The sequence below is a fragment of the uncultured Ruegeria sp. genome (genome assembly GCF_947504215.1).
Lineage (GTDB): Bacteria > Pseudomonadota > Alphaproteobacteria > Rhodobacterales > Rhodobacteraceae > Ruegeria.
The window spans coordinates 74,448-86,844 of sequence record NZ_CANNGO010000005.1 but is presented as its reverse complement, the minus strand read 5'-3'; the positions used below and the strand labels follow the sequence as shown (position 1 = coordinate 86,844).

At 58.7% G+C, this 12,397-nt stretch carries 9 protein-coding genes; 3 read left to right on the top strand and 6 right to left on the bottom strand.

The window, feature by feature from the left end; genetic code table 11:
- Positions 1-4: 4 nt before the first annotated feature.
- Genes Q1B21_RS11075 through Q1B21_RS11060 form a run of 4 tightly spaced genes read right to left on the bottom strand, consistent with a single transcriptional unit; the run spans position 5 to position 6,682 of the window.
- A complete protein-coding gene (locus Q1B21_RS11075; RefSeq protein ID WP_299889351.1) occupies positions 5-2,047 on the bottom strand; it encodes a hypothetical protein in 2,043 nt (680 codons plus the stop codon).
- Positions 2,044-4,806 carry a DUF4159 domain-containing protein gene (locus Q1B21_RS11070; RefSeq protein ID WP_299889349.1) on the bottom strand — a complete coding sequence of 921 codons (2,763 nt, stop codon included), beginning with the start codon at positions 4,804-4,806 and terminating at the stop codon, positions 2,044-2,046. The genes Q1B21_RS11075 and Q1B21_RS11070 overlap by 4 nt, the downstream gene beginning before the upstream one ends.
- On the bottom strand, positions 4,803-5,678 hold the full coding sequence (locus tag Q1B21_RS11065; RefSeq protein WP_299889347.1) for a DUF58 domain-containing protein: 876 nt from the start codon (positions 5,676-5,678) through the stop codon (positions 4,803-4,805). The genes Q1B21_RS11070 and Q1B21_RS11065 overlap by 4 nt, the downstream gene beginning before the upstream one ends.
- Positions 5,675-6,682: a MoxR family ATPase gene (locus Q1B21_RS11060; RefSeq protein ID WP_298934184.1), complete on the bottom strand. Its 1,008-nt coding sequence runs from the start codon at positions 6,680-6,682 to the stop codon at positions 5,675-5,677. The genes Q1B21_RS11065 and Q1B21_RS11060 overlap by 4 nt, the downstream gene beginning before the upstream one ends.
- A gap of 64 nt (positions 6,683-6,746) precedes the next feature.
- Between Q1B21_RS11060 and Q1B21_RS11055 the strand changes: the two genes are divergently transcribed.
- Entirely contained in the window at positions 6,747-7,325 is a 579-nt protein-coding gene (locus Q1B21_RS11055; RefSeq protein WP_299889344.1) for a DUF1285 domain-containing protein, read from the top strand.
- Here Q1B21_RS11055 and Q1B21_RS11050 read toward each other — a convergent pair.
- On the bottom strand, positions 7,322-8,260 hold the full coding sequence (locus Q1B21_RS11050; protein WP_299079358.1) for a DMT family transporter: 939 nt from the start codon (positions 8,258-8,260) through the stop codon (positions 7,322-7,324). The two genes, Q1B21_RS11055 and Q1B21_RS11050, sit on opposite strands and share 4 nt — an antisense overlap.
- Positions 8,261-8,440: 180 nt before the next feature.
- Here Q1B21_RS11050 and Q1B21_RS11045 point away from each other — a divergent pair, with 180 nt between their 5' ends.
- Together Q1B21_RS11045 and Q1B21_RS11040 are read left to right on the top strand one after the other, a co-directional pair.
- The gene (locus tag Q1B21_RS11045; protein ID WP_299889342.1) at positions 8,441-9,196 is read left to right on the top strand and encodes a TIM barrel protein; all 756 of its coding nucleotides are present in this window, start codon (positions 8,441-8,443) and stop codon (positions 9,194-9,196) included.
- Between the two features lie 74 nt (positions 9,197-9,270).
- Positions 9,271-9,501 carry a DUF2798 domain-containing protein gene (locus Q1B21_RS11040; RefSeq protein ID WP_299889340.1) on the top strand — a complete coding sequence of 77 codons (231 nt, stop codon included), beginning with the start codon at positions 9,271-9,273 and terminating at the stop codon, positions 9,499-9,501.
- Positions 9,502-9,546: 45 nt separating this feature from the next.
- Here the strand turns inward: Q1B21_RS11040 and polA are convergent, their stop codons facing one another.
- Entirely contained in the window at positions 9,547-12,345 is a 2,799-nt protein-coding gene (gene polA, locus Q1B21_RS11035; RefSeq protein WP_299889338.1) for a DNA polymerase I, read from the bottom strand.
- Between the last annotated feature and the right edge of the window lie 52 nt (positions 12,346-12,397).

The following is a 12,397-nucleotide window of genomic DNA, read 5'->3' as shown; positions in this document are numbered from 1 at the left end:
GGCGTCAGCGCCGCCCTTCGCGCAGCCAGCCACCCAGCAAAAACCCACCAGCCAAAAGCAGGACCAGCCAAGGCGGCAGCAATCCGGCTTGCGTGACATCACGGGTTTCATACGCCTCACGCGGGGTCAGCCCAATCCAACCACGCCCTGCCGCAGGTCGGCCCGCGCGCACATTGCGGATCGACGGCAGACCATCTTCCAACCGCACCACGCCGCCACGCAAGCTGCTTAGAACCGGGTCCAGGATTTCGCCTGTGGCAATCGTACGTTCAAATTCACGCGGCGCCGCAGGGCCGAGGCCGATCACCGCCATATGGTCACCTTCTTCAAGGCGATAGAGGCCAATCTCAGGGCCAAAATACTGCGCCTCAAAACGACCCGGAGAGACCTCGTCCAAAGTGATCTCGAGCGTTTCCCCGTTTGGACGAGTAACGGTCACTGACCCGACTTCATCTTCAAGGGTCTGCCGAATGATCCGCATAGACTGCCCATTGGCCTCAGCCCACAGGGCCTCTTCCTCAAGCTCGGGTTCCTTCATCATCCAATGCGCCAACCGCCGCAGCATCTCCAGCTGCGGCCCACCACCCTCGAATCCCCGGCTCCACAGCCAGGCATGGTCTGACGCAAGCATGGCGACGCGGCCTTCGCCCACGCGGTCCAGCACCAGAAGCGGGCGTTCATCGACGCCGGTCATCAAAACCTCACCCCGGCGTTGGTTCACATCGATCTGACGCAACCATGCACCCCAGTCTTCGGAATCACCCAGATTGGTGGTCACCGGGTGACGGTGGCCCAAATCGCTGACCATCGGAACAAAGCGTTCTTCGATTACCCGTGCCGTCGGCTGCGCAGGCAGGATCGGAGCAAGAGGAGACCGGAAGATACTGTCAGCAGTAGCAAAATCGGGACCGGCGGCAATCAGGACGGCACCACCATCGTTGATATAATTGGTGACGTTATCCAGATAAATTGCCGGAAGGATACCGCGTCGCTTGTAGCGATCAAAAATGATCAGATCAAAATCGTTGATCTTTTCCAGAAACAGCTCGCGTGTCGGAAAAGCGATCAGCGAAAGCTCGTCCACAGGTACGCCGTCCTGCTTTTCTGGTGGGCGCAGGATTGTGAAATGCACCAGATCAACAGAACTGTCCGATTTCAACAAGTTGCGCCAGGTGCGCCCGCCGGGATGCGGCTCGCCTGAAACCAGCAGCACACGCAGACGGTCACGAACGCCGTTCATCTGGATCAGCGCAGTGTTGTTGCGGTCGGTCAGCTCGCCCTCGGCCTGCGGAACCGAGAATTGAATGACGTTGCGCCCACCATGTGGAAGTGTCACCGGCAGCTCAACATCCAGTCCGATAGGAATACTGAACTCCTCGGGTTCCCCTCCATCCACTGAAATCTCCAGCGGTGCCGTGGTTGCACCGGCGGGGTACGCGCCACTGTCTTCTACGCGCAATGTCAGAGTCACCGGCTCACCGATAATAGCAAAGGCAGGGGCATTGCGGACGATCAACCGACGATCCCAATCGCCTTCGCGGCCGGTTTGCAGCAAATGCATGGGCGCAGGCAGGTCAGGCGCCTGATCGACGTCGTGAACGATACCATCTGAGACAACAAGAATCCCTGCAATGCGCGCCCGGGGTTCTTCTGCCAGCGCCGCGTTCAGCGCCGCCATCACCTGCGTGCCTTCGTCTCCGTCACTATCGCCAATTCGAATGCGGCGCAGTTCGGTGTTGTCACGCGATTCAATTTCTGCGGCAAGATCCTCGGCTGCCTGTGCTGTCTGCTCTGCTCGGTCTGATAGCGTTTGACTGGCGCTCTCATCCTCGATCATCAGCACAATATCCGTCAGCGGCGCACGATCTTCAGCCTGATAGACCGGGCCGGACAGGGCTGCGATCACCACCAAAGCCGCCAATCCGCGCAGGGCCCAACCCGATAGGCCGCGCCATACGGCCAGCACGATCCCCGCAACGGCAATCGCGGCAACAGCCGCCAGAATGGGCCACGGAATCAGCGGGTCGAATATGACGGTTCCGGTCATTGTCCCAACCTGTCCAGAAGGGCGGGCACATGAACCTGATCAGATTTGTAATTGCCGGTCAGCACATGCATCACCAGATTGACTCCAAACCGATTGGCAAGCTCGCGCTGCCGCTCACCCGCATACCCACGCCCGACAGGCAACAAGGCCTGTCCGTTGCGGTCGACGGCCCATGCTCCGGCCCAATCATTGCCGCCGATCACCACCGGCGTCACGTTGTCGTTGAGGTTGCGGAAGGGCATGCCTTCAATTTGCTCGGCATCTTGGGGCGCCGCTTCGACCCAAACCTCGGTCCCGGAATACCGGCCGGGAAAGTCCTGCAGCAGGTAAAACGTCCGCGTCAGAACATGGTCGCGCGGAATCGGCTCTAACGACGGGATGTTCAGCGGACCAGCCAGTTGCTGCAGTTTTCTTCCGTTGGGGCTGGAGGCGCCAAAACCAGCTATATCCGCATCACGCGTGTCGAACAGGATCATACCACCCGATCGCAGATAGGCGTTGAGCTTGGCATAAGCTTCGGTCGAAGGTTGTGACTGGTCCGGCGTAATAGGCCAATAGAGCAACGGGAAGAACGCCAGTTCATCCCGCTCCAGGTCCACGCCGATAGGGTCGGCCGGTTCAACCGATGTCCGAAAATACAGCGTCTGGCCAAGTCCACGCAACCCGGCCTGTGCAATATCATCCACTTGCCTGTCGCCCGTCAGCACATGTGCCAGCACCAGTTCGTGCGTGGCTGCAAGGGCATAATCAGTTTCCTCGGCAGTCTGCGCCTGGGCTTCCGGCACAATCAGCAAAGCCCCAAGTCCGATTGCAGCGGCACGAGTCAGCCCCAACCGACCCGAAAGCGCCAGCGAGGCAATCACGTCCACCGTCAGCAACATCAATGCCAGGCTCAATAAGATGCCTCCAAGCGGTGTCTCAACGGTCACATCTTGCCCCTTGATAGGAACATCTGCGGGCCATTTGGCTGGGCTTAGCACAGCATCTTCGGACAAAACATTCAGCGCCAGTTTCTGTTTGCCGCTTTCATACAGCCCCGGGCGCAGGTCAGGCCCGATCTGGCCGGAAACCAACTGAACGCCGTCCACCCCGGCCAAAGTACCTGCATCCGACAATGTTCCGAACCCATCCAGGGTTTGGATCGGCTCCCACGTGGTGCCTTGCAACTGTGCCACTTGCCTAGACTTCGCAGCCGAGGCCACGGCAAGACGATCCAGCATTTCAACAAACAGACCCGACAAAGGCAGGCTGGACCATTCGGCATCCGCCGTGACATGGAACAGGACCACCTGCCCCAAGCCCAGCGCCTTGCGTGTCACCAAAGGTGTGCCATCCGACAGCGACGCAATCACCCGATCCGCCAGATTAGGGTCTGGTTGCGCCATGACCTGAGTTGTGACAACGACATCGTCCGGTATTTGCAATCCAAAGAAGGGCGAGTTTTCCGGGAAGGGGGCTAAGGTCTTGGCCTCGCCCCAACTCATCGCGCCGCCAACCGACCTGCCGCCGCTGCGCAATCGTGCGGGTAACAATGTGTCTTCTTCATCGCGCCCTAGATCACTTGCCGCCATCCGAGGGCCAGCGAAGCGCAGCAGTAGACCACCTTGTTCGACCCACTCAATCAAGCCAGCTTGTTCCGTGTCAGACATTTGCGCAACGTCGGACAAGACGATGACGTCCGGGTTCGCGGGCAGCACCTCCAGCAAACCACCATCGACAAAGTCTGCTGTCGGGATCAAAACCTGGGTCAGATAGTGCAGGGGCGAAAGCAACTCCAACCCTTCGCGATTCACTGTTCCTGCAATCAACGCAACTTCGCGCCGCCGCAGGCTGTCATCGGTCAGGGTCACCGCACCGGCAGAACGCTGTCCCTGAATCTCGAACCGGGTGATCCGGGCACGCAGCTCTGAGGGCAACGCCAATTCTATTTGCGCCTCAGTGGCGCCGCTTTCAAAGGTCAGTTCAGCCGCGTGCAGAACCCGGGCCGTGCCTGCAGGGTCCCGGCCCTGCGCCAACACCGTCACCGTTTCCATCGGCCCCGGCTCCCCACGCAGAACGGTCAGTTGAATGAGACCATCCTGATAAGACGCAGGCAAAACTGCCTTGGCTGGCGCAGGCCCGCGATAGACAGTGACCCCACCACGCGCTTGCAGCGCTGATACCATTTGGTCGTGGCCATCATAGTCTAGCCGGTCGCTGAACCAATGGGTATCAAAGCCGCCTTCAACCTCGTTCAATACACCCAGAACCTGTTCAAGCTGCGGCTCTGTTGGCTGCCAGGGGTTTGGGGTCAGGCCCGGCAAGCGACCGCGCCACGCTTCTGCCGCCTGAAACACGGGGGGTTCCGGTTCTGACAAACGCAGGATGGAAACCGGGCGTCCGGCCCGCCCAGCCTCGGCCAATTGTGCGTCGATCTGATCTAACGTCGACGACCAGCGCGACGCACCAGCCCAGGTCGCGTCCAGCACCAACAGCAATGGCCCAGATCCCGCTTGATCGCGCGACGGGTTCAGAACCGGACCGGCGAGCCCGATGATGATCGCAGCCGCAGCCAGCATGCGCAGCAACAACAGCCACCACGGCGTCCGATCCGAAACGCTTTCGTCATCCCTCAGGCCCAGCAACAGTGTCACAGCCGGGAACAGCCTGCGGATCGGTGCCGGTGGCACGGCACGCAGGATCAACCACAGGATTGGAAGGGTCAAGAGACCCAACAAAATCCAAGGGGCAGTGAAGCCAATGCCCGCCAGAATCGTCATCGCGTTCCCCCGTCCAGCGCCCGATAGAGCCACAACAGGGCGGCCTGAGCACTGTCACCGGTATGATGCAGGCCCAATCGCCAACCGGTCGCGCGACACAGCTGCGTCAGCGCATCCTTTCGCCGGGCAAGACGATCCAAATACCGCTCGCGCAGTTCCCCTGCCTTCAGCGTCTCGTGCCGAACCGATCCGGCTACGCTTTCGAAAATGGTGCGTCCCTGATACGGAAAAGTCTCTTCGCTGGGGTCAAGGATTTGCAATACAACGCCCCGGACGCCTCGATCAGCGGCTTTGGTCAGGGCAAGTTGGACCTCATCCATTGGGCCAAGGAAATCCGAGATGAACACGGCACGCGCATGGGGGATCATTGCGCGATGTTCCGGCGGGGCATAGTCGGTTTGTTCGTCTTTGGACCAGGCCTGCGCCAGCCGAATGATCTGAGCATTGCCTCGCCGTGGCGGCAACGTGGTCCCGGTCAGACCAACCCGTTCGCCGCCGCGGGCCAGCAGGATCGCTGTAGCAAGGCCCAGCAACCGAGCTCGGTCGGCCTTTGTAGGCAGGGTCTTTTCGGATGCAAAGCGCATCGAAGACCCCTGATCCACCCACAGCATGATGGATTGCGCAATTTGCCATTCCCTTTCGCGCACGAATTGCTGATCACCTCTGGCCGAGCGGCGGTGATCGATCATCCGACGACTGTCACCGATCTGTGCAGGGCGGTATTGCCAGAAATCGTCACCCATACCCGAGCGTCGTCGCCCGTGATCTCCCAACAGAACGGTTCCGGCCAAATGCTCGGCCCGCGCCAATAGGGGCGGTAACCGCGATGCCTCGGCTTCGGATCTTTCGCGAAGGGTCAGCGCCGCATTCACGCCGCAGCCTCTGTCCGGATCAAACCAGCGGCGGTCGTGTCAATCAGATCAGCAAGGCTGTCGCCCCGCGCGCGTGCCGCAAAGTTCAGCGCCATGCGGTGGCTGAGCACAGGACGCGCCATGTCCAGAACATCTTCGGCATTGGGCGCCAGACGCCCCTGCAACATCGCATTGGCCCGAACTGTCATCATCAGCGCCTGCGCCGCCCGCGGACCGGGGCCCCAGGCAACGGTTTCAGCGACCCGATCTGAAACACCGTGTTCTTCGGGCCGGAACGCACGAACCAGATCCAGGATCAGTTCGACCACAGACTCCCCGACCGGCATTCGCCGCAGCAAGGTTTGCGCCGCCAACAAGTCTTCTTTGGTGAAAACCTGAGACGACTCATCCTCTTCAATACCTGTGGTGGCCAGCAGGATATCCCGTTCAGTCTGACGGTCGGGGTAATCTACATCGATCTGCACCAGGAATCGGTCCAGCTGTGCCTCGGGCAATGGATAGGTGCCCTCTTGCTCGATCGGGTTCTGCGTTGCCAGCACGTGGAAGGGAACACCCAGCGCGCGATCTTCGCCTGCAACTGTCACGGTCTGTTCCTGCATCGCCTGCAGCAGCGCCGATTGAGTCCGGGGGCTGGCGCGGTTGATCTCATCCGCCATCAGCAGCTCACAAAAAATTGGACCGGAAATAAACCGGAAATGGCGGCTGCCATCCTCGGCCGTATCCAGAACCTCGGACCCCAAAATATCGGCTGGCATCAGGTCAGGAGTGAACTGAATACGGTTGCCATGCAGCCCCATGACGGTCGACAATGTTTCAACCAATCGCGTCTTGCCCAGCCCGGGAAGCCCGATCAGCAGCGCGTGACCACCGCACAAAAGAGCGGTCAGGGTCAGATCCACAACCCGCTCCTGTCCGATAAAGCGACGGGTGATCGAGGACTTGGCCTCTTGTAGCTTGTTTTCCAGCGCTTCGATCTCGGCGACGAGGTCGGCGGGTTCGGTCATGACTTTCCCTTCCGTGGACTATTATGGTTGAAGTGTATCGCGCTAATAGGAAATGGCAAAAGCAATGAGCGGACAAAAACCTGTGAAACCCTCGCCCGATGGCCTGGCTGCATCAGTCAAAGCCTCAAAAACCAGGGGTTTACCGCCCGTTCACCTGTGGAATCCTCCGTTTTGCGGCGATCTGGACATCAAGATCGCAAAAGATGGCACTTGGTCTTACTTAGGGTCGCCCATCAACAGGTTCGAGCTTGTGAAGCTATTTTCCTCAATTCTTAAGAAAGAAGATGGCAAATACTACCTCGTGACTCCAGTCGAAAAGGTGGGAATCACCGTCGAGGACGCGCCGTTCATTGCTGTCGATTTCGATCAATCCGATGACGGGGACGCAAGAACGCTGACATTTGTTACGAAAGTCGGCGATTCTGTTGAGGCAGGACCGGATCATCCGATCCGCATCGTCATTGATCCGGATTCGCAGGAACCGTCACCCTACATAATGGTGCGCGCGAACTTAGAGGCACGTATCGACCGCAAAAGTTTTTATCGCCTCGTCGATATCGGAGTACATCGCGACGGATGGTTCGGCGTCTGGTCTGCGGGGCAGTTTTTCCCTCTTGTCTCATCCGACACATTGGATGTTTAAGCTGGCTGCCGTGTTTTGCGATCTTGGGCCAACACTACGGCCAGGGCGACGATCCCGGCGCCCAGCGCGCGCGTCCAATTCCAGTCATCCCCCAGGACCACCATGATCACCATGACATAGAAGGGCGCGATGTTGATGTGAAACGACGCCAGCGCGACCCCCAGCTTTCCGATCGACCCGACGAACAGAACCTGACTGAGGGCCATCGATATCAGCGCATAGATGACAAGCATACCAGCTTGCTGAGTGTCAAATGGGGTCGATGGTACAATGTCCAGATTCAGCATGTGGGATCCGAACATCAAAAGTGACGCCGTAATCAGCCCACCCACAAAAGTGATCGTTGTGCGCCCGGTCTGGCTGAGATCCGGGAAATCCCGCGACGTTGCCATACTGGCCCAGCAAAACAACGCAGTCGAGGCGACGGCACAAGCAGCCCCCAACCCCAATTGCGCCGGAGCAACGGCGCTGGTCGCAATCAGGCCCCCGATTATGGACAACGAGACCCCAGCTGCAAAGTTCCACCTCAGACGCCTTTCACCAGCGGCCAGTTCAAGCAACGTGGCCGACAGCGGCGCGCAGGACGCAATGATGGCCACTGTGACCGGATCCGTCAGCTTTTGCGCCAGAATGATCAGGAACATACCCGTCCCAATGCCGACACCGCCAACGACCATCGCATGACCCCAACGGGCGTTAAGAACTCGGCGCGGCCCATCAATCAGAAGCCAGAGCGGCACCATGAAGACAACCGCAAGCGCCAGCCTTGCAGCCAGCAGGGCGACGGGTGGCCAGCTTTGCAACAGGACTTCCGCCGCTGGAAACCCTGCCGCCCAGGTCAACATCGAAGCAACCGCCAAGCCATTGCCAGACAATGCGGAGTTCCGTCCGCCAGACACAAAGGCAGTGTTCCCGCGCGCGGGGTCAGGGCTCATGGCCATCACTTGGACACCTTCTGTTGGCACGGCGCCGTTGAAATGATTCGCCGCGTTAGGCTGACACTCTCTGAAAAGCGCTGGGCGTTCTGGCTGATTTTCGACAATCTGTCGTTTTCAGTCCCTTTCCAGAAAATCACCCAAACGCTAGGTTCGGCTCACCAAACGCGGGGACCACTCATGCCCAAATTTGCCGCCAATCTGTCTTTGCTTTTTACCGAGCTGCCATATCTTGATCGCTTTCAGACCGCCGCTCAGGCAGGGTTCAAAGCAGTTGAGATACTGTTCCCCTACGACCTGGCCGCAAAAGAAACGCGACGCGCCTTGGTAGCCAACGGGTTGGAGCTGGTTCTGATCAATGCGCCCCCGCCCAACTACACTGGCGGACCGGTTGGGTATGCAGCAATCCCCGAGGGGGAAGAGCGGTTCCAAAACGATATCCGAAGGGTCCTACGATATGCCGACGTGCTGCGCCCCGGACTGATCCACATCATGTCGGGCTATGCATCCGGACCTCAGGCGTTGACGCGTTTTGTCGAGAACCTGCAATGGGCCGCTGATATCGCACCCAAGCAGCAATTCACTATCGAGCCACTCAACCCAGTGTCCCAGCCAGACTACTTCCTGAACGACTATGATCTAGCCGCTGATGTGCTGGACGGGGTAAACCGCCCCAATGTCGGCCTGCAATTTGACAGCTTTCACGCGCAGATGATTCATGGGGATGCGCTGACCATCTGGGACGGGTTTCATGATCGTGTGGTTCACGCACAAATTGGCGCCGCCCCGGATCGGTCAGAACCCGGACGCGGACCAACGGATTTTCGCCGCCTGTTCGACGCCATGGACAGCAGTGGCTATTCCGGTTGGGTCAGCGCCGAATACACCCCATCTACAGCGCAAACCTCCGAGTCACTGGGTTGGATGTGGCAATAACGCGGCCGAACAAAGCTGGTATTTTTCGTCAAACTGCCGCACATCTTTGCGATGCACTCAAAAGGATGCAGTGAATGTTGCCTGCCCGCTATGCCCGCGCCGTATTCAGCCTGATCATGTCCGGGCTGATGTCCTGCATCGTGACCGGCATCGCTACGGTCAAAGCCATAGGGTTTGGCCCGGGCACTGTCGGCGACTGGATGGCATCCTGGGCCTTTTGCTGGCCCATCGCCTTTACCGTCATCCTGCTTCTAGGCCCCACAGTACAACGTCTGGTCAATCGCCTGATCAGTCCACAGGACTGATCCGATGCGAAGATGGCCCGTCGGGCCTGATAAGCAGCGCCGCCCTTAATGCGCCTCTGCCCAATTGGCACCCTGCCCGGCATCGACATCCAGCTTCACTGCCAGTTTGACCGCTGGATCCGATGCCCCTTCCATAACGTCTCGCGCCGCCGCGACCAGATCGTCTACAGTGTCCTCAGCCACTTCGAACAATAACTCGTCGTGAACCTGCAGCAACATCTTGGCAGGCAACCCGTTGATCGCGCCCGGCATTCGCACCATAGCGCGCCGGATCACATCGGCAGCCGTCCCTTGAATCGGCGCATTGATGGCCGCACGGCGCGAGAATCCGGCATGTGGACCCTTCGCATTGATCTCGGGCGTATGGATTTTGCGGCCGAACAACGTCTGGACATAGCCATGCTCTTTGGCGAAGGCGATCGTGTCGTCCATGTATTGACGAATACCGGGGAACCGCTCGAAATACCGGTCGATAAAGCCCTGCGCCTCGGCCCGCGGGATGCGCAGGTTGCGCGCCAGACCAAAGCCTGAAATGCCGTAGATCACTCCAAAATTGATTGCTTTGGCCTGACGGCGAATGTCCGGCGTCATCTCATCCAGCGGCACATCGAACATCTCGGACGCGGTCATGGCGTGAATGTCCAAACCATCCGAAAACGCCTGTTTCAGAGCCGGAATCTCTGCAATATGCGCCAAAATACGCAGCTCGATCTGGCTGTAGTCGAGGCTGACCAACACATTGCCCGGCTCGGCAATAAATGCCTCGCGGATACGTCGTCCTTCTTCGGTGCGCACCGGGATGTTCTGCAGGTTCGGATCGGTCGAGGCCAAACGCCCGGTGTTGGCCCCGGTGATCGAATAGGAGGTATGTACCCGGCCCGTGTCCGGGTTGATATGGGTCTGCAGCGCGTCCGTATAGGTCGATTTCAATTTGGACAGCTGACGCCAATCCAGCACCCGGCGTGGCAATTCATGCTCGGTCGCCAGATCTTCCAGAATATCCGCTCCGGTCGAGTATTTTCCGGTTTTTCCCTTCTTACCGCCTTCCAAGCCCATCTTGTCGAACAGAATCTCACCCAGTTGCGCGGGTGAGCCAACGTTGAAATTTTCACCCGCCAAGTCGTGGATTTCAGCCTCTAACCCTGCCATTTTCTGGGCAAAGGCGTTGGACATGCGCGACAGCACATCACGGTCAACCTTGATGCCGTGCATCTCCATTTCGGCCAGAACCGGTACCAAGGGGCGTTCCAACGTCTCGTAGACTGTCGTCACCTGCACCTGATGCAGTTGCGGCTTGAACAGCTGCCACAGACGCAGCGTGATATCCGCATCCTCAGCGGCATAAGCAGTGGCCTCGTCAATCGGCACCTTGTCGAAAGTGATCGCCGACTTTCCCGACCCCAGCAGTGGCTTGATCGGAATCGGCGTGTGGCTCAGGTACCGTTCAGACAGCGTATCCATACCGTGCCCGTGCTCACCACCATGCATCGCATAAGACATCAACATCGTGTCATCGACGGGCGCGACGTTCACGCCATACCGCGCAAAGATCTTGGCATCATACTTCATGTTCTGCCCGATTTTCAGGATCGACGGATCTTCGAACATCGGTTTCAGCAGGGATAGAGCCTCATCCACGGGCATTTGCCCCTCGGCCAGTGCGTCTGACCCAAACAGATCGTCGCTTGCGCTTTCGCGGTGGATGAGTGGGATGTAACAAGCCTCACCCGGCTCGATGCAAAGTGAAATTCCCACCAGATCTGCGATCATTTCGTTCAGGCCTGTGGTTTCGGTATCCACCGCAACCCAGCCGCGCTCATAAGCTTGATCGATCCATTTCTGCAAAGCTGCCGCGTCGCGCACACATTCGTATTTCGACGCGTCAAATGGGATGGCTTCGACCTCAGCCTCTTCAACGGCTGGCGCAGGCGCATCGACGATAACCGGGGCTTCAGCCCCCAGCTTATCCGCAATACGCTTGGTCAGAGTGCGGAACTCCATCTCGGCCAGAAAACCAAGCAAGGTTTCGGGATCAGGATCCTTCACTTCGAGATCCGCCAAGTTGAAATCCAGCGGCGTCTGCTCGTCCAGTTGAACTAGCCTTTTCGACAGTTCAATCTGGTCACGCTTTTCGATCAGGGTTTGGCGTCGCTTGGGTTGTTTGATCTCCTCAGCGCGGTCCAAAAGCGATTCCAGATCGCCGTATTCGTTGATCAACAGCGCGGCGGTTTTGATCCCGATGCCGGGCGCACCGGGCACATTGTCTACGCTGTCGCCAGCCAGCGCTTGCACGTCAACAACCCGTTCGGGCCCGACGCCGAATTTCTCGATCACACCATCGCGATCAATGCGCTTGTTCTTCATCGCATCCAGCATCTCGACCCCGTCGCCAACCAGTTGCATCAGATCCTTGTCGGAGCTGACGATGGTCACCCGGCCACCGGCCTCGCGCGCCTGAACGGCAAGCGTTGCGATGATATCGTCAGCCTCGTATCCCTCAAGTTCTTTGCAGGCGATGTTGAAGGCTTTGGTTGCCTCACGTGTCAGCGGCATCTGCGGGCGCAAATCCTCGGGCATCGCCTCGCGATTGGCCTTGTAGAGGTCATACATGTCATTTCGAAACGTATGCGATCCCTTATCGAAGATCACCGCAACATGGGTCGGTGCATCCGGACCGGCGTTATCATCGACATATTTTTGCAGCATGTTGCAAAAGCCCGAAACCGCGCCAATCGGCAAGCCATCCGATTTCCGCGTCAGCGGTGGAAGCGCGTGATAGGCCCGAAAAATAAACGCTGATCCATCGATCAGATGCAGGTGACACCCTTTTCCGAACTCGCTCATGCGCTCTCTCCGTTCTGGTTAGAAACGGTTCTGCCACAGGGCCGCGCGGGTG

Bases quoted from the DNA above. Each gene is read 5' to 3' on its own strand.
- polA (WP_299889338.1), bottom strand. From the start codon at position 12,345: ATGAGCGAGTTCGGAAAAGGGTGTCACCTGCATCTGATCGATGGATCA.
- Q1B21_RS11070 (WP_299889349.1), bottom strand. From the start codon at position 4,806: ATGACGATTCTGGCGGGCATTGGCTTCACTGCCCCTTGGATTTTGTTG.
- Q1B21_RS11075 (WP_299889351.1), bottom strand. From the start codon at position 2,047: ATGACCGGAACCGTCATATTCGACCCGCTGATTCCGTGGCCCATTCTG.
- Q1B21_RS11055 (WP_299889344.1), top strand. From the start codon at position 6,747: ATGAGCGGACAAAAACCTGTGAAACCCTCGCCCGATGGCCTGGCTGCA.
- Q1B21_RS11045 (WP_299889342.1), top strand. From the start codon at position 8,441: ATGCCCAAATTTGCCGCCAATCTGTCTTTGCTTTTTACCGAGCTGCCA.
- Q1B21_RS11060 (WP_298934184.1), bottom strand. From the start codon at position 6,682: ATGACCGAACCCGCCGACCTCGTCGCCGAGATCGAAGCGCTGGAAAAC.
- Q1B21_RS11050 (WP_299079358.1), bottom strand. From the start codon at position 8,260: ATGAGCCCTGACCCCGCGCGCGGGAACACTGCCTTTGTGTCTGGCGGA.
- Q1B21_RS11040 (WP_299889340.1), top strand. From the start codon at position 9,271: ATGTTGCCTGCCCGCTATGCCCGCGCCGTATTCAGCCTGATCATGTCC.